Origin of the sequence: Pseudomonas sp. H11T01, from assembly GCF_048515765.1 — a bacterium.
GTDB lineage: Bacteria > Pseudomonadota > Gammaproteobacteria > Pseudomonadales > Pseudomonadaceae > Aquipseudomonas.
In genome coordinates this window covers 39,670-61,892 of sequence record NZ_JBLYED010000009.1, presented here as the reverse complement: position 1 = coordinate 61,892, position 22,223 = coordinate 39,670, and the positions used below count along the sequence as shown (strand labels likewise).

General features: G+C 58.9%; 17 protein-coding genes and 1 pseudogene. 11 read left to right on the top strand and 7 right to left on the bottom strand.

The features are described from left to right. Positions 1–4: 4 nt before the first annotated feature. Positions 5–541, bottom strand: a complete 537-nt coding sequence (locus ACN1C3_RS13855) for an ATP-dependent zinc protease (RefSeq protein ID WP_419116383.1) — start codon at positions 539–541, stop codon at positions 5–7. 282 nt (positions 542–823) lie between these two features. On the opposite strand from ACN1C3_RS13855, the gene ACN1C3_RS13850 reads away from it, so the two are divergent. From ACN1C3_RS13850 to prpD, 6 genes are all read left to right on the top strand, one after another. Next, positions 824–1,546: a GntR family transcriptional regulator gene (locus ACN1C3_RS13850; protein WP_419116382.1), complete on the top strand. Its 723-nt coding sequence runs from the start codon at positions 824–826 to the stop codon at positions 1,544–1,546. After that, positions 1,543–2,433 (top strand): methylisocitrate lyase, encoded by an 891-nt coding sequence (prpB, locus tag ACN1C3_RS13845; protein WP_419116381.1) that lies wholly within the window; start codon positions 1,543–1,545, stop codon positions 2,431–2,433. Before ACN1C3_RS13850 ends, prpB begins: the two co-directional genes overlap by 4 nt. A 177-nt stretch (positions 2,434–2,610) precedes the next feature. After that, complete coding sequence (gene prpC, locus ACN1C3_RS13840) at positions 2,611–3,738, top strand: bifunctional 2-methylcitrate synthase/citrate synthase (protein WP_419116380.1); 1,128 nt, start codon at positions 2,611–2,613, stop codon at positions 3,736–3,738. A gap of 185 nt (positions 3,739–3,923) precedes the next feature. After that, on the top strand, positions 3,924–6,518 hold the full coding sequence (gene acnD, locus ACN1C3_RS13835; protein ID WP_419116379.1) for a Fe/S-dependent 2-methylisocitrate dehydratase AcnD: 2,595 nt from the start codon (positions 3,924–3,926) through the stop codon (positions 6,516–6,518). A gap of 59 nt (positions 6,519–6,577) precedes the next feature. Beyond that, positions 6,578–7,768 carry a 2-methylaconitate cis-trans isomerase PrpF gene (gene prpF / locus ACN1C3_RS13830; RefSeq protein ID WP_419116378.1) on the top strand — a complete coding sequence of 397 codons (1,191 nt, stop codon included), beginning with the start codon at positions 6,578–6,580 and terminating at the stop codon, positions 7,766–7,768. Between the two features lie 219 nt (positions 7,769–7,987). Then, positions 7,988–9,472: a 2-methylcitrate dehydratase gene (gene prpD, locus ACN1C3_RS13825; protein WP_419116377.1), complete on the top strand. Its 1,485-nt coding sequence runs from the start codon at positions 7,988–7,990 to the stop codon at positions 9,470–9,472. Positions 9,473–9,657: 185 nt separating this feature from the next. Here the strand turns inward: prpD and ACN1C3_RS13820 are convergent, their stop codons facing one another. The 5 genes and pseudogenes from ACN1C3_RS13820 to ACN1C3_RS13800 all read right to left on the bottom strand — a co-directional run bounded on the left by ACN1C3_RS13820 (position 9,658) and on the right by ACN1C3_RS13800 (position 15,185). Continuing rightward, on the bottom strand, positions 9,658–10,386 hold the full coding sequence (locus ACN1C3_RS13820; protein WP_419116376.1) for an alanyl-tRNA editing protein: 729 nt from the start codon (positions 10,384–10,386) through the stop codon (positions 9,658–9,660). Between the two features lie 2 nt (positions 10,387–10,388). After that, complete coding sequence (locus tag ACN1C3_RS13815) at positions 10,389–11,381, bottom strand: serine O-acetyltransferase (RefSeq protein ID WP_419116375.1); 993 nt, start codon at positions 11,379–11,381, stop codon at positions 10,389–10,391. A gap of 20 nt (positions 11,382–11,401) precedes the next feature. Further along, on the bottom strand, positions 11,402–12,316 hold the full coding sequence (locus ACN1C3_RS13810; protein WP_419116554.1) for a PLP-dependent cysteine synthase family protein: 915 nt from the start codon (positions 12,314–12,316) through the stop codon (positions 11,402–11,404). A gap of 24 nt (positions 12,317–12,340) precedes the next feature. After that, positions 12,341–14,222 (bottom strand): annotated as a pseudogene (gene moeB / locus ACN1C3_RS13805) (molybdopterin-synthase adenylyltransferase MoeB). Between the two features lie 24 nt (positions 14,223–14,246). Next, positions 14,247–15,185 (bottom strand): DMT family transporter, encoded by a 939-nt coding sequence (locus ACN1C3_RS13800; protein ID WP_419116553.1) that lies wholly within the window; start codon positions 15,183–15,185, stop codon positions 14,247–14,249. 99 nt (positions 15,186–15,284) lie between these two features. On the opposite strand from ACN1C3_RS13800, the gene ACN1C3_RS13795 reads away from it, so the two are divergent. Continuing rightward, positions 15,285–16,709 (top strand): PLP-dependent aminotransferase family protein, encoded by a 1,425-nt coding sequence (locus tag ACN1C3_RS13795; protein WP_419116374.1) that lies wholly within the window; start codon positions 15,285–15,287, stop codon positions 16,707–16,709. Positions 16,710–16,756: 47 nt separating this feature from the next. Here ACN1C3_RS13795 and ACN1C3_RS13790 read toward each other — a convergent pair whose 3' ends face one another. Continuing rightward, complete coding sequence (locus ACN1C3_RS13790; RefSeq protein WP_419116373.1) at positions 16,757–17,575, bottom strand: pyruvate, water dikinase regulatory protein; 819 nt, start codon at positions 17,573–17,575, stop codon at positions 16,757–16,759. Positions 17,576–17,752: 177 nt separating this feature from the next. Here ACN1C3_RS13790 and ppsA point away from each other — a divergent pair, with 177 nt between their 5' ends. The 4 genes from ppsA (at position 17,753) to rraA (ending at position 22,204) form a co-directional block, all read left to right on the top strand. Continuing rightward, positions 17,753–20,128, top strand: a complete 2,376-nt coding sequence (ppsA, locus tag ACN1C3_RS13785) for a phosphoenolpyruvate synthase (protein ID WP_419116372.1) — start codon at positions 17,753–17,755, stop codon at positions 20,126–20,128. A 92-nt stretch (positions 20,129–20,220) separates the two neighbouring features. Beyond that, positions 20,221–21,210, top strand: coding sequence for an alpha/beta fold hydrolase (locus ACN1C3_RS13780; RefSeq protein WP_419116371.1), 990 nt, complete (start codon positions 20,221–20,223; stop codon positions 21,208–21,210). Positions 21,211–21,310: 100 nt separating this feature from the next. After that, positions 21,311–21,610 carry a Rieske (2Fe-2S) protein gene (locus tag ACN1C3_RS13775; RefSeq protein WP_419116370.1) on the top strand — a complete coding sequence of 100 codons (300 nt, stop codon included), beginning with the start codon at positions 21,311–21,313 and terminating at the stop codon, positions 21,608–21,610. 102 nt (positions 21,611–21,712) lie between these two features. Continuing rightward, positions 21,713–22,204 carry a ribonuclease E activity regulator RraA gene (rraA, locus tag ACN1C3_RS13770; RefSeq protein WP_262112211.1) on the top strand — a complete coding sequence of 164 codons (492 nt, stop codon included), beginning with the start codon at positions 21,713–21,715 and terminating at the stop codon, positions 22,202–22,204. The last annotated feature ends 19 nt before the right edge of the window (positions 22,205–22,223 follow it).

Here is a 22,223-nt window from a genome sequence, read left to right as displayed (position 1 = left end):
GGCATTACTCTGCGGTATGAGCGTCAGTAGCGCAGGCAGGTTTGCCAGCAGCGTATTTAAGACTGGGGTCGACCAGCGCATCAAAGCGCTTGAGCGCTTCGGAACCGATCAACAGCGGATATTGGAATGCACTTCGGTCGGTCAAGTTCACTTCAATACTGCGTAAAGCACTGCCCATGCAGATATCCAGGGCAATCACCGGGCGGGCGGTGTAGGTCTTGTCTTCATCGGGGTCGTAGTCGCCAGCTCGGCGCTTGATCTTGCTGACCCGCGCCAGTGGACGTTCAATCGGGTGTGAATGTGCGGTGTCGATGGCCAGGTAGAAGCGCACCCAGGATTCGCCATTGCGTTTGAAGCGCTTGATATCGCGGGCGCTGAGAGACGCGGTTTTGGCGCCGGTGTCGAGTTTGGCCGCGACTTCCAGATCGATCCCCGCCAGCTTCGCGTATTCATTCAGGCCGTAAACGGTCTTTTCGGCGGCAGCGCTCACACCGGGCAGGCAGAGTAGGCAAAGCAATGTGGGGAAGGGCTTGAGTCTCATAAATCCTGGGGCGTCGCAGTGCGATCTTCAATTCAAGGCGACTGGCATTGCTGCGCAAGCTCCCTCGTATGCCTGCCACAAAAAGATGACAAACAAATGCGGGCGGCATTCTAGCATGCTGGTTTTGTGGCGCCAGCGCTTGAGGGTGGCTATAAACAGAGGTGCTGTGTCGTTATGGTGCAGAAGGTTATTAGACGATTGTCGACAATACTTATTTTTCCTTTGACTGAATGCGCTTAATTAGCTAGTTTTTGTCGCATTGGTATTCAAGGTGTCGACAATATGCTGGATCAACTCGATCCCCCGGTGGTAGTGCAGGACGATTCGGAGACGCTTTCCGAGAATGTCTTTCGGCGTATCCAGGCGGCCATCGTCAAGGGTGATATCGCCCCGGGCAGCAAGATCTCCGAACCGGAACTGGCGCGCACTTACGGCATCAGCCGTGGGCCACTGCGCGAGGCCATCCACCGCCTGGAAGGTCAGCGCCTGCTGGTGCGCATCCCCCATGTCGGTGCACGGGTGGTCTCTCTGAGCCATGCCGAACTGATCGAACTCTATGAAATCCGCGAATCCCTGGAAGGCATGGCCTGTCGCCTGGCCGCCGAGCGGATGACCGTCGAAGAAATCGACGAGCTGCGCCGGGTCCTCGAGACCCATGAGCGCGATGAGGCGTTTCAGGCAGGCAGAGGCTATTACCAGCAGGAAGGCGATTTCGACTTTCACTACCGAATCATTCAGGGCGCGGGCAACGGCACCCTGACCCAGATGCTCTGCGGTGAGCTGTACCAATTGGTGCGCATGTACCGCATCCAGTTTTCCGCCACGCCCAATCGCCCACGTCAGGCGTTCGCCGAACACCACCGGATTCTCGACGCGATTGCTGATCGCGACGGTGAACTGGCCGAGTTATTGATGCGCCGTCACATCGGCGCTTCCAAACGCAATATCGCGCGTCATTACCAGGACAGCGCCAACCAGACAGCCACTCCACGAGGTGAGTCATGAGTTCCAACAAGAGCACTCCAGGTCAGCGTTTCCGCGATGCGGTCGCCAGTGAACAACCGTTGCAAGTGGTCGGCGCGATCAACGCCAACCACGCCCTGCTGGCCAAGCGCGCCGGCTTCAAGGCGATCTACCTGTCGGGTGGCGGGGTGGCTGCCGGCTCCCTCGGCGTGCCGGATCTGGGTATTACCGGTCTGGATGACGTGCTGACCGACGTGCGGCGGATCACCGATGTGTGCGACCTGCCATTGCTGGTGGACGTGGACACTGGTTTCGGTTCCTCGGCGTTCAACGTGGCACGCACCGTCAAGTCGATGATCAAGTTCGGCGCAGCGGCGATCCACATCGAAGACCAGGTCGGCGCCAAGCGCTGCGGTCACCGTCCGAACAAGGAGATTGTTTCCCAGCAGGAAATGGTCGACCGCATCAAGGCCGCCGTCGATGCCCGCACCGATGACAGCTTCGTGATCATGGCGCGCACCGATGCGCTGGCGGTGGAAGGCCTGGAGTCTGCACTGGATCGCGCGGCTGCCTGCATCGAAGCCGGTGCCGACATGGTGTTCCCGGAAGCCATCACTGAGCTTGAGATGTACAAACTGTTCGCCAGCCGCGTGAAGGCGCCGATCCTGGCCAACATCACCGAATTCGGCGCGACGCCGCTGTACACCGTCGAGCAGCTTGGGTCTGTTGGTGTTTCGCTGGTGCTCTACCCGCTGTCGGCGTTCCGCGCCATGAACAAGGCCGCGGAAAACGTCTACACCGCGATCCGCCGCGACGGCACGCAGCAGAACGTTATCGACACCATGCAAACCCGCATGGAACTGTACGACGCCATCGATTACCACGTGTTCGAGCAGAAGCTCGATGCGTTGTTTGCGTCGAAGAAATAAAGATCAAGAGATCGCAGCCTCGTTTCACTCGGCAGCTCCTACAGGAATGTTGCAGGGCTCTGTCACCGCGTAGGAGCTGTCGAGCAACGCGAGGCTGCGATCTTTCGGCATCACCCAAAGAACCTGATGAAACACAACGTGCCGATTTCCCTAACAAATTCAAGATTGGAGACTGCAATGGCCGAAGCAAAAGTACTAAGTGGCGCCGGGCTACGTGGCCAGGTTGCCGGGCAAACCGCACTGTCCACTGTGGGACTAGAGGGCGCAGGGCTGACCTATCGCGGTTATGACGTTCGCGAGCTGGCCGCCGATGCGCGTTTTGAAGAAGTGGCTTACCTGCTGCTGTACGGCGATCTGCCCGACAAAGCGCAACTGGCCGCCTACATGGGCAAACTGAGCACGCTGCGTGACCTGCCGCAAGCCTTGAAGGAAGTACTCGAGCGCATTCCTGCTGACGCTCACCCGATGGACGTAATGCGCACTGGCGCCTCGTTCCTGGGCAATATCGAGCCGGAGAAAGACTTCTCTGCGCAGCACGACGTTACCGACCGCATGCTGGGCGCGTTCCCGGCGATCATGTGCTACTGGTATCGCTTCAGCCATGAAGGCCTGCGGATCGACTGTGTCACCGATGAAGAATCCATCGGCGGGCACTTCCTGCACCTGCTGCACGGCAAGAAACCGAGCGAACTGCACTGCAAAGTGATGGACGTTTCGCTGATCCTCTACGCGGAACATGAGTTCAACGCCTCGACCTTCGCCGCCCGGGTCTGTGCTTCGACCTTGTCGGACATGTTCTCGTGCGTGACGGCCGCCATCGGCACCCTGCGCGGTCCGCTGCACGGCGGCGCCAACGAAGCGGCGATGGAAATGATTCAGAAATTCAAGTCCCCCGAGGAGGCCATCAAAGGCACCCTCGACATGCTCGCGCGCAAAGACAAGATCATGGGCTTCGGTCACGCGATCTATAAAGACAACGATCCGCGTAATGAAGTGATCAAGGCCTGGTCGAAAAAGCTCGCCGACGAAGTGGGCGACACGGTGTTGTTCCCGGTCTCCGAGGCCATCGACAAGACCATGTGGGAGCAGAAGAAGTTGTTTCCCAACGCCGACTTCTACCATGCCTCGACGTACCACTTCATGGGTATCCCGACCAAGTTGTTCACGCCGATTTTCGTCTGCTCACGCCTGACCGGCTGGGCGGCGCATGTGTTCGAACAGCGCGCCAACAACCGCATCATCCGCCCGAGTGCCGAGTACGTCGGCGTCGAACAGCGCAAGTTCGTGCCAATCGAACAACGCTGAGTGGGGAAGCTGATGGCGATCCATAGGTGGAAACCCGATTAAATGTGGGAGCGGGCTTGCTCGCGATTGCAGTGTGTCATTCAACAAAAATATCGACTGACAGTCCGCTATCGCGAGCAAGCCCGCTCCCACATTAGTCCATCGCCAGCTTTTCCTTTTGTAACTACCGTGACCGAGTCCTGACGATGAATACTGAATTCCGCAAACCGCTGCCCGGCAGCCCTCTGGATTACTTCGACGTCCGCGCAGCGGTCGACGGCATCCAGCCCGGCGCCTATGACACCCTGCCCTACACCTCCCGTGTGCTCGCGGAAAACCTGGTGCGCCGCTGCGACCCGGCCACGCTGACCGATTCCCTGAAGCAGTTCATCGAGCGCAAACGCGACCTCGACTTCCCGTGGTTCCCGGCCCGCGTGGTGTGTCACGACATTCTCGGTCAGACCGCGCTGGTCGACCTCGCTGGCCTGCGCGACGCCATCGCGCTGCAAGGGGGTGATCCTGCGCAAGTGAACCCAGTGGTGCCGACGCAATTAATCGTCGACCACTCCCTGGCCGTGGAGCGCGGCGGCTTCGATCCAGAGGCGTTTGAAAAGAACCGCGCCATCGAAGACCGTCGTAACGAAGACCGCTTTCACTTCATCAACTGGACCAAGAAGGCCTTCAAGAACGTCGACGTGATCCCGCCGGGCAACGGGATCATGCACCAGATCAACCTGGAGAAAATGTCTCCGGTGATCCAGGTGCGCGATGGCGTGGCGTTCCCCGATACCTGCGTCGGTACCGACAGCCACACCCCGCACGTCGATGCCCTGGGTGTGATCGCCATCGGCGTTGGCGGCCTGGAAGCGGAAAGCGTCATGCTCGGCCGCGCGTCCTGGATGCGTCTACCGGAAAGCGTCGGTGTCGAACTCACCGGCAAGCTGCAACCGGGCATCACCGCCACCGACATGGTGCTGGCGCTGACCGAGTTCCTGCGCCAGCAAAAGGTGGTCGGGGCTTGGCTGGAGTTCTTCGGTGAAGGCGCCTCGGCGTTGACCCTGGGCGACCGTGCAACCATTTCCAACATGGCCCCGGAATACGGTGCCACTGCGGCGATGTTCTATATCGACCAGCAGACCATCGACTACCTCAAACTCACTGGCCGTGAAGACGAGCAGGTGCAACTGGTCGAGAACTACGCCAAAACCACGGGCCTCTGGGCCGACAGCCTGAAAGGTGCGCAATACGAGCGAGGGCTGAGCTTCGATCTGTCCTCGGTAGTGCGCAACATGGCCGGCCCGAGCAATCCTCACGCCCGTGTCGCGACTTCCGATCTTGCCGCTCAAGGCATCTCCGGTCAGTGGGACGAAGTGCCTGGCCAGATGCCGGACGGCGCGGTGATCATTGCCGCCATCACCAGTTGCACCAACACCAGCAACCCGCGCAATGTCATCGCCGCCGGCCTGTTGGCACGCAACGCCAACAAGCTGGGGCTGACCCGCAAACCGTGGGTCAAGTCTTCCCTGGCACCGGGTTCGAAAACCGTGGCGTTGTACCTGGACGAAGCCGGCCTGACCTCTGAGCTGGAGCAATTGGGCTTCGGTATCGTGGCTTTCGCCTGCACCACCTGCAACGGCATGTCCGGCGCGCTGGACCCGGTGATCCAGCAAGAAATCATCGACCGCGACCTGTACGCCACCGCTGTACTCTCGGGCAACCGCAACTTCGATGGCCGTATCCACCCGTACGCCAAGCAAGCGTTCCTCGCATCGCCGCCGCTGGTGGTGGCTTACGCCATCGCCGGGACCATCCGTTTCGACATCGAAAAAGATGTGCTGGGCCTGGATGCCAACGGCAAGGAAATTCGCCTGAAGGACATCTGGCCGAGCGACGAAGAGATCGACGCGGTGGTCAAGGCCTCGGTGAAGCCGGAGCAGTTCCGCCAGGTTTACATCCCGATGTTCGCCATCCATGAAGACACCGGTCCCAAGGTCAAGCCGCTGTACGACTGGCGCGAGATGAGCACCTACATTCGCCGTCCGCCCTACTGGGAAGGTGCACTGGCCGGTGCTCGTCCGCTCAAGGGCATGCGCCCGCTGGCGGTGCTGCCGGACAACATCACCACCGATCACCTGTCGCCATCGAACGCGATCATGCTCGACAGCGCCGCCGGCGAGTACCTGGCGAAAATGGGCCTGCCGGAAGAGGACTTCAACTCCTACGCAACGCACCGCGGTGATCACTTGACCGCGCAACGCGCGACCTTTGCCAACCCGAAACTGTTCAACGAAATGGTCCAGGAAAACGGCAAGGTCAAACAGGGTTCGCTGGCGCGCGTGGAGCCGGAAGGCAAAGTCATGCGCATGTGGGAAGCCATCGAAACCTACATGGAACGCAAGCAGCCGCTGATCATCATCGCAGGTCAAGATTACGGTCAGGGTTCGTCTCGTGACTGGGCGGCCAAGGGCGTACGCCTGGCCGGTGTGGAAGCCATCGCGGCCGAAGGCTTCGAGCGCATTCACCGCACCAACCTGGTGGGCATGGGTGTGTTGCCGCTGGAGTTCATGCCAGGCACTGACCGTAAAACCTTAGGGATAGACGGCAGCGAAACCTACGACGTGATCGGTGACCGCACGCCGCGTGCGACGTTGACCCTGGTGATCAACCGCAAAAACGGCGAGCGTGTCGAAGTGCCGGTCACCTGCCGTCTGGATACCGCCGAAGAAGTCTCGATCTATGAGGCCGGCGGTGTACTGCAGCGTTTCGCCCAGGACTTCCTCGAATCGGCTGTTGCTGTCTAACGCGACATGCGGCGGCGGGATGCCAACGTCCCGCTGTCGCTTATAAGGAAAACATTCCCATGGCCCACGTACCCCAGATCAAAATTCCCGCCACCTACATGCGAGGCGGCACCAGCAAAGGCGTGTTCTTCAGCCTGCAAGACCTCCCCGAATCCGCTCAGGTCCCGGGCGCGGCCCGCGATGCACTGTTGCTGCGGGTGATCGGCAGCCCAGACCCTTACGACAAGCAGATCGACGGCATGGGCGCGGCGACCTCGAGCACCAGCAAGACGGTCATCCTGTCCAAAAGCACGAAGGTGGACCACGACGTCGATTACCTGTTCGGTCAGGTCGCCATCGACAAACCCTTCGTTGACTGGAGCGGCAACTGCGGCAACCTTTCCGCTGCGGTCGGCGCATTCGCCATCAGCAGTGGCCTGGTAGATGCCAGTCGCATCCCCCAAGACGGCGTGGCCACCGTGCGCGTCTGGCAGGCCAACATCGGCAAGACCATTATTGCCCACGTGCCCATCACCGACGGTGCCGTGCAGGAAACCGGTGATTTTGAACTCGACGGCGTGACCTTTCCTGCCGCCGAAGTGCAGCTCGAATTCATGGACCCGGCGGCAGAAGAAGAGGGCGCGGGCGGTTCGATGTTCCCTACCGGCAATCTGGTGGACGACCTGGAGGTGCCGGGTGTCGGGACCTTCAAGGCGACCATGATCAATGCTGGCATCCCGACCATCTTCGTCAACGCCGAAGACATCGGCTACAAAGGCACCGAGTTGCAGGGCGACATCAACGGCGATCCTAAAGCCTTGGCGATGTTCGAGACTATTCGGGCTTACGGCGCGCTGCGTATGGGGCTGATCCAGCACCTGGACGAAGCGGTCAAGCGTCAGCACACGCCCAAGGTGGCGTTCGTTGCGAAGCCTGCGCAATACATCGCGTCCAGCGGCAAGGCGATTGCGGCCACAGACGTCGATCTGTTGGTGCGCGCGCTGTCCATGGGCAAGCTGCACCACGCCATGATGGGCACCGCCGCTGTGGCCATCGGCACCGCCGCGGCGATTCCGGGCACGCTGGTGAACCTCGCTGCCGGCGGCAGTGCACGCAGCGCGGTGCGCTTCGGCCACCCCTCGGGCACCCTGCGCGTGGGCGCCGAAGCCAGTCTGGTGGATGGCGAATGGAAAGTGAACAAAGCCATCATGAGCCGCAGTGCGCGAGTGTTGATGGAAGGCTGGGTACGCGTACCGGGTGATGCATTTTGATATAGGTGAACCCTGTGGGAAGGGCTGGGTGGTGTACCTGACGCACTGCGGCGCCTGCATCGCGAGCAAGCCCGCTCCCACATTTGATCTTCGTTTGCCGCGAATCGTTGCGAACGAAGGTGATCCAGTGTGGGAGCGGGCTTGCTCGCGATGGCGGCGACCCGATCTCTCAGGCGGACCAAGACAGTTGTTCCCACGCTTCACAGAGTGAATCGAAAAATGAGCGCCAACGTCGACCTGAACAACCGCCCCGACTACGACACCGTCCTGCAGGACATTGTCGACTACGTCCTGAATTTCAAGATCGAGTCTGCGGAGGCGCTCGACACCGCCCGCAACTGCCTGATGGACACCCTCGGTTGCGGTCTGCTAGCCCTGCGTTTTCCTGAATGCACCAAGCACCTGGGGCCGATCGTCGAAGGTACCGTGGTGCCGTTCGGCGCTCGCGTACCGGGCACCAGCTACCGCCTGGACCCGGTCAAGGCCGCATGGGACATCGGTTGCATCGTCCGTTGGCTCGACTACAACGACACCTGGCTGGCCGCCGAGTGGGGGCATCCGTCCGACAACCTCGGCGGTATTCTCGCGGTAGCCGATCACCTGTCGCAGAAACGCGTGGCCAATGGCGACGCTCCCCTGACTGTTCGCGCAGTGCTGGAAGCGATGATCATGGCCCATGAGATTCAGGGCGTGATCGCACTGGAAAACTCCTTCAACCGTGTCGGCCTGGATCACGTGATTCTGGTGAAAGTTGCTTCGACCGCCGTCACCGCAAAACTGATGGGCGCCAATCGCGAGCAACTGCTGTCCGCGCTGTCTCACGCATTCGCCGATGGTCAGGCGCTGCGTACCTACCGTCACGCGCCGAATGCGGGCTCGCGTAAATCCTGGGCCGCGGGCGACGCGTCCAGCCGTGGTGTGCGGTTGGCGGACATCGCCATGCGCGGAGAAATGGGCATCCCGGGCGTGCTGACAGCACAGCAGTGGGGTTTCTACGACGTGCTGTTCAGCCACACCAACAAGGATCTGGCACTCAAGCCGCAAGACAAGCGCACATTCAGCTTCTCGCAGAAATTCGGCACGTACGTGATGGAAAACGTGCTGTTCAAGATCAGCTTCCCGGCCGAGTTCCACGCGCAAACGGCCTGTGAAGCGGCCGTGACCCTGCACGCTCAGGTCAAGGATCGTCTGCATGACATCGACAAGATCGTCATCACCACTCATGAGTCGGCGATCCGCATCATTTCCAAGGTCGGCAAACTGGCCAACGCCGCTGACCGTGACCACTGCATTCAGTACATGACTGCCGTGCCGCTGGCGTTCGGCAATCTGGTGGCCGAGCACTACGAAGACGACTTCCACGCCGCCCATCCGATCATCGACGAACTGCGCGAGAAGATGGTCATCGTCGAAGACCCACGTTACACCCGCGAGTACCTGGAGGCCGACAAGCGCTCCATCGCCAACGCCCTGCAAGTGTTCTTCAAGGACGGCTCGAAAACCGAGCAAGTGGTGGTTGAGTACCCGATCGGCCACCGTCGTCGCCGCAGCGAAGGTATCCCGTTACTGGAAGACAAGTTCAAGGCCAACCTGGCAACCCGGTTCACCGCTCAACGCACCGCTGAAATCTTTGCCCTGTGCAAGGATCAGGCAAAGCTTGAAGCCACGCCGGTCAACCGCTTTGTGGATTTGTTCGTGATCTGAGCTGTGGCGAGGGAGCTTGCTCCCGCTGGACCGCGAAGCGGTCCCAAAACCTGCGACTTCATGTCTTCAGGCACACCGCGTTGACTGGCTTTACGACTGCTTTGCCCGAACGCGGACCGGCCGGCGGGAGCAAGCTCCCTCGCCACAATTGATCGTTCGGCCATAGATTTTCGTTAACTGACCGTTTATTCGAAACGCACAATCACTCGCCGGTTGTGCTTGCTCTTCTTCTCGATTTTCTCGCAGTAGACCCGGCCAATTTCTTCGGTATTGATGACGTGTGTACCCCCGCAAGGCTGTATATCCACGCCGTCTATTTCGATGACCCGTACCGCGCCTTGCATGATCGGCGGTGCAACGGCTTGAGTGCGAGTTATCTGGAGCAGTGTGCTGTACTCGGACGCTGGCATGGACAGGTGTTTCACCTGCAGGGCCTGTGCAATGAGGGCGTTCAGTTGCTCGGTGATGCGTTCTTTTTCGAGGGTCATCTCGGGCAGGTCGAAATCCAGTCGACCTTTATCATGGCTGATGCTGCACCCGGTGACCGGAGCATCGATGATCGAGCACAGGAGGTGCAAACACGTATGCATTTTCATGTGCTGGTAACGCCGCTCCCAGTCCAGGCTTGCGTCGATCTGCAGGCCGGCTCGCAGCTGCGGGGGATACGCTTCCAACTGATGCCAGATGATCGAACGCAAGAGCGGGTCGCGCACTGTACCGATCACGTTGAGGCTGGTGCCGTCGGGCAAGGTGATAAGGCCGGTGTCCCCGGGTTGGCCGCCGCCAGTGGGGTAAAACAGCGTGTGCTCCAGGGCGATACCCTGATCGCTGACTGCAACGATCCTGGCGTCGAAAGCGTTCTGGTAGGGCGCGTTATCGTAAAGCGCCAGGGTTTCCATCGTGTGTACTGACATGTTCAACCTCCGACAGATTGAGGACGAGTTTGCATCAGGCGCCGGACCATCGCGCTCAAGCCCGGCGGTGCGATCAAGGTAATGTCCTGGTTGGGTCCGCAGACATGCAGGTTCAGTGGCAGTCGCGGTGGGTAGCCCCCATCTGCGGTGTGATGAATCCGAAACTGTAAGTGGCTGCGCTCTTTGACGGTGGCTTCCAGCGCAAGGCTGTTCAGCGGATGAAAGTCTGCATCCAGCAGCGTGATGTGCTGGCTGTTGGCGACTTCACCGACCAGGTGCAAGCGTTCGTTGAGCGCAAAGGCGCCGAGGAAACTGCCATTATCGGACTGTGAAGTTTTCTGCAGCTGGACCTGGTTGACGATCTTCACTTTCGTATCGGCCGGTACGTCGTGGGTAATGACACATGCCGGGGAGATGAAGACGTTGTCGCCAATCGTCACGCAGCCAAGGATTCTGGCTCCCGCGCCGATCTCTACGTTGTTGCCCAGGCGCGGGTGACGTTTGCCATTGGGGTTGTTGGCAATACCACGGGCACCCAGTGTCACTCCGCAAAGGATGTAGCAGTCGCTGCCAATTTCGCAGGTTTCGCCAATCACTGTGCCGTAGCCATGATCAAGAACAAACCGACGACCGATCTGTGCCGCAGGGTGGATCTCGGCACCTGAAAGGAGCTTGCCCTGGTTGCTGAGTTTTTGCGCGATAGAGGAGAAGGCGCGGTCCTCTTCGCCGGCAAGTTTCAACACCTGATGAGCCAGGCGATAGTAGAGAACGGCCTTGAAGGACGCGTACGACTCCAGAATCAGGCTGCCGCGACCTTGCGATGCCGGGTCGCGGGAGGCGAAGGCCATCAGGTCCTCGGCGAGCCACTCGGTCACACAAGGAAGCAATGTGCGCAAATGGCCGTCCAGCTGCAGCAAATCAGCAGGTTCCAGGGTGTTGATGAGGTGCGTAAGCAACTCATCGTGCAGCTGTTGCATATCTATGAAGCCTCCCATGGAGGCACCCCGCATTTGGATTATTCGAATAAGGGCAGGTAGGCGTCCGCGCTGTCGTAGACCATGGTCAGGACAGTGGAGTGTTCGGGTATTTCCTTGGCCAGGGCTGAAATGGCGACCAGGTTGGCCGCCGATGAGAGTCCCAGGCTGATGGCATCGGTGCGCATGACCCGTTGCATCATTTCCAGGCATTGATCCTTGGAGACCTTGAGCATGCCGTCCAGTACCGAGAGGTTTAGGATGCTCGGCACAATGCCGATCGACAGTCCCTGGATCTGGTGAGGCGCGTGCTGGTCATTGAGCAGGTCGCATTCTTCAGGTTCGACGCCCAATACGCGGACGGCTGGCCAGGTGGCCTTGAGTACTTCGCCGATGCCGGTGATATGACCGCCGGTACCGATTCCGCCAACAAAATAGTCCACCCGGCGGCCGGCAAAGGCCCGGACAATTTCCCGAGCGGTGCTTTGGCGGTGGGTTTCGGGATTGGCCCCGTTACGCTGCTGATTGAGCATCACATAGTGAGGATTCTCCAGTTGCAGCTCCATGGCTTTCTGGCCATGGGAGTTGTTGCCCAGACGGCTGTCGGAGAGCACTACTTCGGCGCCATACAGGCGCAGCAGTTTTTGTTTTTCCGGGCTGTAGTTGTCCGGGATCACCAGTACCACTTTGTAGCCCAGCACGTTGCCCGCCATCACCAGGCCGATGCCAGTGTTGCCACCGCTGGGCTCGATGATGGTCTGTTGTTTACCTCGCACCAGAATGCCTTTGCGCTCGGCATCGAGGATCATGCCCAGTGCAATGCGTGCTTTGTGACTTCCACCGGGGTTCAGTGATTCGAGTTTGACGAAGACCTCCACACCGAGGTCGGCGGAGAGTTTTTCCAGGCGCACGATCGGTGTTTGGCCGATGGCGTCGAGTATCGAGTTATGCAACATCAGATAAGAGCTCATGGCCACCCATCAATACAAAGGCATGTCAGGTTCGACGTCACGAACCCAGTGTTTCATGCCGCCTTCAAGGACCCGGGTATTGGCGAAACCTGCCGCGAGCAAAGTGCTTGCGGCACGTTCGGCGCGTAAGCCGGCGTAACAGATGACGTAGTGGTTATGGTCGCGATCGAGCGAGTCGAGTCGGGTTTCCAGATCTTCGAGCGGGATGTGCAGCACGCCAGGCAATTGGCAGACTTCCAGCTCGGTGGCGTCACGAACATCGAGCAAAATGTCGGCTTTGCCCTTGCGCTCCAGCAGTTGCTTGAGCAGTTGCGGTTTTATGTAGTGTTCCTCTGCCAGGGGCGGCGTTGTTGGCACAGCGCTGGCGCAGGTGACGGCGGTTTGCTCGGGAAGCTTGCCGGTGTGCGGGGTCGAGCAGCACGGGCAATCGGCCCGCCGTTTGAAGCGTATTTCAGAGAACTTCATCGCGAGCGCATCGAAACACATCAGGCGCCCGACCAAAGGTTCGCCGATGCCAATGATCAACTTGATCGCTTCGGTGGCCTGGATCATTCCGAGGACGCCGGGCAGGACGCCGATCACGCCGCCTGCGCTGCAATTGGGGGCCAATTCCGGAGGCGGGCTTTTGGGAAACAGGCAGCGATAGCAGGGGCCGCCGCGATAGTTGAGGACACTGATCTGTCCGTCGAAACGGTAAATCGACCCATAGACCAGCGGCTTACCCAGTTGGACGCAAGCATCGTTGATCAGGTAGCGCGTCGAGAAATTATCGGTACCGTCGACGACCACGTCGTACTGCCCGATCAGCTCCAGGGCGTTGTCCGTGTTCAGCGCCGTGTTATGAGCGTTGATCTGGATATGTTCGTTGAGGTCTTGCAGGCGTCTTTTGGCCGACTCGACTTTTGGCAGACCCAACGTGCTTTTGCCATGCACGATTTGCCGTTGCAGGTTGCTGCTTTCCACCACGTCGAAGTCGACCAGCCCCAGTGTGCCGATGCCGGCAGCGGCCAGGTACATGCACACCGGTGAACCCAGGCCGCCGGTGCCGATGACCAGTACCTTGGCTTTTTTCAGGTTCAGCTGACCTTCGCGGCCGACGCCCGGCAGTGTGATGTGCCGCACATAGCGCTGGACTTCCTCGTTGCTCAAGCGGTCCTGATCGATGCCGCCGGACGTGGCGAGCAGGACATCGATGGTGCCGCCAGCGGGGAAGGCATCATCGGGCTCGATCAGCTCACCGTCGGCGGTAAACAGAAAGTGTTCTTTGAATTGATTGTTTTCGTATTGCAGGTGCGCGCGCAGTTGTGGGTGGTCGGTGCAGATGCTTTCGAGCACTGCGCGCAACGTTGTCCCGCTGCCTTCAAGTTGCGAATAGGGCAGTTTGGCGACGCGAGCCAGGATGTCGGGGAAAGAGACAGCGTTCATGCGCAACTCCGTGTGTAGGTCGTTGGTGGTTTCAAGAAAACGCCTGGCTGCAAAAAAAACTCTGGCCATTCCATTCGAAAAGCCTGGAACCGAATGCCGTGCCTTCACGCACATCGATGACCAGGTAGCTGACCGGATAAATCGGTTCGCCCATGAACAGGGCCTTGTCCTGGTCCTCGTGGCTGAAATAGGCACCGACATCGGGGTGCGAGTGATAGATGACCGTAACGGGGTTATCGCTGCGAAAGCTTTTGTTCATCATTAACGTGTCGGCCACCGAGAAGGTGTAGCCCTGGGCTGCGGTGCGCTGATAGACCTCGGGGTTGCGTCGGTGCAACTCGTTTTGAATGTTCTGGCCGATGTAGACGCTGCCATCTTTGAACACCAACCCGCAGCACTCGTCGGGGTAGGTGCTGCTGGCGTGTCGATAGATCTGCTCAAGTGTTTTGGTGCCGAGGCCGTCCATGTTTCTCTCGCGAAGTCAGGTGGATCAGTTCTTTTTGGCCAGCAGCTTTTCGATAGGGAGTTTGGTGATCGCAAACCCCGCCAACAGAATGGCCGAATAGATCATCAGGTCTTTGGAAATCGGCTGCCCTTCGTACCAGGAGCCGATGACCACGGCGAACACCGGAAAAATAATGAACACGAAGGACAGGATGATCGGGCTCAGGCGCTTGAGCAGCATGAAGTAGACGATGAAGCCGCCGACCGAAGCGACCAGCCCGAGGTAGAACAGGGCGCTCCAGGAGCGCAACGTAATGTCACTGAAAATCGGCGTTTCGAACCACAGTCCGGCAACGAACAGCATCAGGCCGGCGATACCGATGGGCAGGGTGTTGTAGGTGATGACGCTGATGGCGCTGCCTTTCTGCTTGGTGATCACGTAGCACAGGGCGTGCATCACGGCGGCGGCGAGGATCGCAACGACCCCGAAAAACTCGGCATGGTCCAGGTGCAATCCCTGGCTGCGGATGATCATGTACAGGCTGCCAAACCCGATTGCGATGCCGACGACTTGGGAAAAGTAGATTTTCTCGCGCAGAAACACAGCGGAAAAAATCAGGATGAACACCGGCATGCAGCTGAATAGCAGCGCCGTGAGCCCCGAAGAGACGTGCATTTCACCGTAGTTGAGCAAGTAGTAGGGAACGCTGAAGTAGGTCAGCGTGACAAACACAAAGAACCAGCGACTTTCCCTGGGGAACAGCACCGGTTCGCGACGCACCTTGGCGAAGCACAGGAACAATGGAAAGGCGATCAGAAAGCGCAGCCCTGCAGAGGTCAGCGGAGGCACGCTTTCGACGGCGATCTTGATGCCCAGCCAGGTTGTTCCCCAGCTCAGGCACACGATCAAGAACATCACACTGGTGATGGCACCCGCCAGCCACTGCTTTTGAGTCTTTTCATTATTTTCGATGACGGCAGACATTGACATGGCGACATTTCTTCCATGAGGTGGAATTGACCTCTATATTGAAAGGCTTCATCCGGTAATTGAACCTGTTAAACCACACTATTAGGGCGAATGATGGCTGTCAAAACAAATATTGACATGGTGTCAATTGTGCGAGAGGGGCTTTCGAACGGTCAGGGCGTGAAGTACAAACGCCTTTCCGACGCCATAGAAACGGGGATCCTCGATGGTGTGATCGAGCCCGGCTGCAAGCTGCCGCCCCACAGGATGCTGGCGGACAATCTCGGCGTGACCATTGGCACCATCAGTCGTGCGTACGGTGAGTTGGAGAAGCTGGGGTTGGTGGTGGCGCGGGTGGGTGATGGCACCTTTGTTCGCAAGCGTGGGCTGGAGCGCAAACGTGATGAGGGCTTTCGCAACGTTAGCGATGAGCCCCGGCAGTATTTCGACATGAGCCGCAACACCCACATTCCCGGTCAGGAAACCGCCTTTTTGGCGCAGAGTTTTCAAACCCTGGCCAACAACCCCAAGGTGCTGCAAGACATCAGTCTCTATACCCCGGACGCGGGGTTGCCACGGTATCGTGCTGCTGGCGCGCGCTGGTTGAAACAGAGTGATTTTTCCCCAAGCGCTGATCAGGTGATCTGCGTCAACGGCGGCCAGCACGGCTTGCTGTGTGCGTTGATGGCGTTGCTGCGCCCAGGGGATACGGTCGTTACCGAGCAATTGACCTACCCGGGGTTGATCACCGCAGCCCGCATGCTGGGCATTCGGTTGATTGGCCTGGATATGGACGACGAAGGTTTGCTGCCCTCGGCACTCGAAGAGGTGTGCCGCACGCACCGGGTTTCAGCCCTTTACTGCACGCCAACGATTCAGAACCCGACGACCGCCGTGCTTTCGGTTGCTCGTCGAGAGGCGCTGGCCAGGGTGTGTCGCGAGCATAACCTGTTGGTTCTGGAGGACGAGGCCCACGGCGTGCTGGTTGAAGACCGCCTGCCGCCCCTCAGTTACTTCGCACCAGAACGCACGATTCTCATCAGCAGCTTGAGCAAGGCAGTTTCGGCGGGTTTGCGCGTGGGTTACCTGCATGCACCGCAGGCATTGATGAGTCGGCTGGCGGCGGCCTTGAGGTCCACCTGCTGGATGGCGACACCGCTGACACTGGAACTTGCAACCGCCTGGATAGAAAACGGAACGGCCGCCCACCTGCTGCAGCAGCAGATTGTTGAGATGGGGCGTCGCAAGGCATTGGTTGAGGATCTGCTGGCGGGGCTCGCCTACAAGACGCATTTGAACAGTCCGCACTTCTGGATCGAGGTCCCGGAGCCATGGCGGGCCTCGGAAATTGAAGCGGAGCTCAAACAAAGCAATTACCTGGTCTCGACAGCTGAAGCCTTCGCGGTGGGGCATGCGGCGGTGCCGCAGTTCATTCGGGCGAGTATCTGCAATACATCGGGTGACGATCAGCTCCTGCGCGAAGGCTTTGATGCCCTGGCCACGGCGCTGGGTAAAGGTGAGGGGCGTTTTGGTCTGTAATTTGTGGCGAGGGAGCAAGCTCCCTCGCCACAATGCCCGCGGTGAAATTACTTGAACCGCCGCTCCACACCTTTCTCCACCAGAATCTTCGCTGAAATTTCTTCCACGGAAAAATGCGTGGAATTGATATGCAGGATGTTTTCGCGACGGAACAGATTTTCCACTTCCCGTACCTCGAACTCACACTGTGCATAGCTCGAATAGCGGCTGTTGGGCTTGCGCTCGTTGCGGATTGCAGTGAGGCGGTCCGGGTCGATGGTCAGGCCGAACAGCTTGTGCTGATGGGCACGCAGGGCGGTCGGCAGTTGCAGGCGCTCCATGTCGTCTTCGGTCAGCGGGTAGTTCGCCGCGCGGATGCCGAATTGCATGGCCATGTACAGACAGGTCGGGGTTTTACCGCAGCGCGAGACACCCACCAGGATCAGGTCGGCCTTGTCGTAATAGTGCGTGCGGGCGCCGTCGTCGTTGTCGAGGGCGAAGTTCACTGCCTCGATACGCTCCATATAGTTGGAGTTGTGGCCAATGGAATGGGACTTGCCGACCGAATACGACGAATGCTCGCTCAACTCTTGCTCCAGAGGCGCGAGAAAGGTCGAGAAAATGTCGATCATGAAACCATTTGAGGTTGCAAGGATCTCACGAATGTCCTGATTGACGATGGTGTCGAAGATGATCGGCCGAAATCCATCCTTTTCGGCGGCGTTGTTGATTTGTTGTACGATGGCCCGCGCTTTATCCACGCTGTCGATATAGGGCCGCGTGACTTTGTTGAAGGTAATATTTTCGAATTGCGCCAGCAGGCTTTGACCGAGGGCCTCGGCTGTAATGCCCGTACCGTCGGAGATAAAGAAAGCAGATCGTTTCATTTGCGCCTTGGGCCTTAAGCTAGTGACGAATCTTGGATATGATAGGCGCGATTTGCCGGCCTCGGATGGCCTGCATTCTCACTTATTTTCCAGGTCCAGGCCATATCGCTGGCAAACGCTCCCTTATGAGCAGCCGGCGTCCTGAGCTTTTCCAACACAGTTAGTGGAGAGATCACCTTGGTAGAGTACGTAGTTTCCCTCGATAAGCTCGGCGTCCACGATGTAGAGCATGTGGGGGGCAAGAACGCATCCCTGGGCGAGATGATCAGTAACCTTGCAGGTGCCGGTGTATCGGTTCCTGGTGGCTTTGCTACAACGGCTCAGGCTTACCGTGACTTCCTTGAACTAAGTGGTCTGAACGATCAGATCCACGCTGCCCTTGACGCCCTGGACGTCGACGATGTCAACGCCCTGGCCAAGACCGGCGCCCAGATCCGTCAATGGATCATGGAAGCTGAGTTCCCCGAGAAGCTCAACGCCGAGATCCGCACCGCGTTCGCCACGCTGTCGGCCGGCAACCCTGACATGGCTGTGGCCGTGCGCTCTTCCGCTACCGCCGAAGACTTGCCGGACGCTTCCTTCGCGGGTCAGCAGGAAACCTTCCTCAACATCCGTGGCGTCGAGAACGTCATTCGTGCCGCCAAGGAAGTGTTCGCGTCGCTGTTTAACGACCGCGCGATTTCCTACCGCGTACACCAGGGTTTTGACCACAAACTGGTGGCCTTGTCTGCCGGTGTGCAGCGCATGGTGCGCTCGGAAACCGGCACTGCCGGCGTGATGTTCACCCTCGACACCGAATCGGGTTTCCGTGACGTGGTGTTTATCACCGGCGCCTACGGCCTGGGTGAAACCGTCGTACAGGGCGCGGTAAACCCCGACGAATTCTACGTTCACAAGCACACGCTGGCCGCCGGTCGTCCGGCTATTTTGCGCCGTAACCTGGGCAGCAAAGCCATCAAGATGATCTACGGCGAAGTCGCCACGGCCGGTAAATCGGTCAAGACTATCGACGTCGACAAGGCCGATCGTGCACGTTTCTGCCTCAGCGATGCCGAAGTCAGCGAGCTGGCCAAGCAAGCGATGATCATCGAGAAGCACTACAAGTGCCCGATGGACATCGAATGGGCCAAAGACGGCGACGACGGCAAGCTGTACATCGTTCAGGCCCGTCCTGAAACCGTGAAAAGCCGTACTTCAGCCAATGTCATGGAGCGCTACTTGCTCAAGGAAACCGGCACCGTGCTGGTTGAAGGTCGCGCCATCGGTCAGCGCATCGGCGCCGGCAAGGTGCGGATCATCAAAGACGTTTCCGAGATGGACAAGGTTCAGCCGGGCGACGTTCTTGTTTCCGACATGACCGACCCGGATTGGGAGCCGGTCATGAAACGCGCCAGCGCCATCGTCACCAACCGTGGCGGGCGTACTTGCCACGCGGCGATCATCGCTCGCGAACTGGGCATCCCGGCGGTAGTGGGTTGCGGCAACGCCACCCAACTGTTGAAAGACGGGCAGGGCGTTACCGTGTCTTGCGCTGAAGGCGACACCGGTTACATCTTCGAAGGCGAACTGGGCTTCGATATCAAGAAAAACTCCGTCGACGCCATGCCTGATCTGCCGTTCAAGATCATGATGAACGTTGGTAACCCGGACCGCGCCTTCGATTTCGCGCAGCTGCCGAACGCTGGTGTGGGCCTGGCCCGTCTGGAATTCATCATCAACCGCATGATCGGCGTGCACCCTAAAGCGCTGCTGAACTACGCCGGGTTGCCGCAAGAGATCAAGGAAAGCGTCGACAAGCGCATTGCCGGTTACGATGATCCGGTCGGTTTCTATGTCGAGAAGCTGGTCGAGGGCATCAGTACCCTGGCGGCAGCATTCTGGCCGAAAAAGGTCATCGTGCGTCTGTCGGACTTCAAGTCCAACGAATACGCCAACCTGATCGGCGGCAAGCTCTACGAGCCGGAAGAAGAAAACCCGATGCTGGGTTTCCGTGGCGCTTCGCGTTACATCAGCGAATCGTTCCGTGACTGCTTCGAACTCGAATGCCGTGCGCTCAAGCGTGTGCGCAACGAGATGGGCCTGACCAACGTCGAAATCATGGTGCCGTTCGTCCGTACCCTGGGCGAAGCCAGCCAGGTCGTCGACCTGTTGGCAGAGAACGGTCTGGCGCGGGGCGAAAATGGCCTGCGCATCATTATGATGTGCGAACTGCCGTCCAACGCCATTCTGGCTGAAGAGTTCCTTGAGTTCTTCGACGGCTTCTCCATCGGCTCCAACGACCTGACCCAGCTGACCCTGGGCCTGGACCGTGACTCCGGGATCATCGCTCACCTGTTCGACGAGCGTAATCCGGCGGTCAAGAAGCTGTTGGCCAATGCTATTCAGGCGTGCAACAAGGCCGGCAAATACATTGGTATTTGCGGTCAGGGCCCTTCCGACCACCCGGATCTGGCCAAGTGGCTGATGGAGCAGGGTATCGAAAGCGTCTCGCTGAACCCCGATTCCGTACTGGAAACCTGGTTCTTCCTGGCGGAAGGTCAGGCTGCGGTCTGAGTCGTTGAGTGAAGGGCCGATCAGTGATCGGCCCTTTCGGTTTGAAGTAGGGCGGGCTTTGTGGATGCCGCCCTTTTTTGTGCAAGAGCATTATGCAAAGCAGCAGCAATCTATTTCCTGTCGCCTTGATCAGTGCCGAGCGTCGCGGCGATCTGAGCGAGGACGTCTATCGCTTGAAGCCGGGCAACAGCCCGGATGGAACCGTTGAGCTGGCTGTCACCCGGTTGGGCATGGCCGATGGGCCACAGGTTCGTGGCGTTCCGGTCGTGCTGCTTCACGGCAGTTTTTCCAACCGGCGTTTCTGGTACTCACCCAAAGGTCTGGGGCTGGGCGCTTATCTGGCGCGTGCCGGTTTTGATGTGTGGATTCCCGAGATGCGTGGTCACGGGCTTTCCCGGCGCAATCAGAACTACCGCAAGAACCGCGTCGCTGACTATGCCCGCTATGATCTGCCGGCGATTGCCGCCTTCGTTCGTGAGCAAAGTGGGCAGATTCCCCATTGGTTAGGGCATTCGCTGGGCGGTATCACGCTTGCGGCTGCATTGGGTGGCGAGTATCTGGGCGCGCCTGCCGTTGCGTCTGCAGCGTTTTTCGGTACTCAGGTCAGTCGGACTTACTGGCCCTTGAAGATCCCGCCGGTGGAGTGGAGCGGACGTTTCATTTTGAAGCGTTTTGCCCAGATATCGGGTTCCCGGCTCAAGCGTGGCCCCGAGGACGAGCCGATTGGCCTGGCCCTGGAAGGTATGCGTTGGTACGGTCTGTTCGGCCGTTTTGGCGATGCTGATAAAGATTGGTGGGCGGGGCTGGCCGAGGTTCGGGTGCCAGTGCTGGCGGTGAGTGCAGCAGGTGATCATCAAGACCCGACGTGGGCCTGCCGCAAACTCTTCGATCAGTTAGGCTCCGAACAAAAGCAGTTCATTTGTCTGGGGAGTGAGCAGGGCTTTAGCGACAATTTCGGCCATGTCGAGATGCTGGTCAGCAAAAGTGCCCAGACGCAAGTCTGGCCGTTGGTGGAGTGCTGGTTGAGCGATCAGGGAATGCCATTGCTGACTCAAGAGTCGAATCTGGTCGCTACAGTCTGAGTCAGCCGCTCTAACAAGGGCATTTCGCTCTGGTCGACTAACGGCTAAGATATGACGCATTGGGCTGTTTTGGTCACTTTCAGTTACTGAGTCAGCATTTATGTTCGTATCGCTCGAGCGTTTGATCAATCTGGAAGAAGGTTACCGACGAACTTTCCAGGTCGGCGGGCGTAGCGTGCTGTTGCTGGTGCTGGATAATCAGCCATTGCTGTTCGAAGACAGCTGCCCCCATCAAGGTGCGCCGCTGTCGGCGGGCACGCTGAGCGGCAATGTGCTGCGCTGCATGCGCCATGGCATTGAGTTTCAATTACCCAGCGGGCGTGCCTTGCAGTCGTCCTGTCCGGGCTTGAATAGGCTGAAACTGGTTTATGATGGTGACCGTATTGGTGTCGATGTCTAAGCTCAAGCCTTGAATATTCGCCGCCGTAGCTCGTTTTATTAGCGTAACCCGTGTGAATTTCGACGTTCTCTATCGTGTTTTTTCCCTTACAGGAGTTTCTCGATGAACCATTACCTTACTCCCGATCTGTGCGATGCCTACCCGGAACTGGTACAGGTGCTCGAACCGATGTTCAGCAATTTTGGCGGTCGTGATTCCTTCGGCGGCGAAATCGTGACCATCAAGTGCTTCGAAGACAACTCGCTGGTCAAGGAGCAGGTCGAACTCAAAGGGAATGGCAAGGTGTTGGTGGTCGATGGCGGTGGTTCGCTGCGCCGCGCTCTATTGGGCGACATGCTGGCCGAGAAAGCTGCGAAAAACGGCTGGGAAGGGCTGGTGATCTACGGCTGCATCCGTGATGTCGATGTCATTGCGCAAACTGATTTGGGAGTGCAGGCCCTCGCCAGCCACCCGATGAAGACTGACAAGCGCGGTATTGGTGATCTCAACGTTGCTGTGACCTTTGCTGGCGTGACGTTCCGTCCAGGCGAATACATTTATGCTGACAATAACGGCGTGATCATCTCGCCTAGCCCGCTGAAGATGCCTGAATAAAGCGTCGAACACTGTCGAT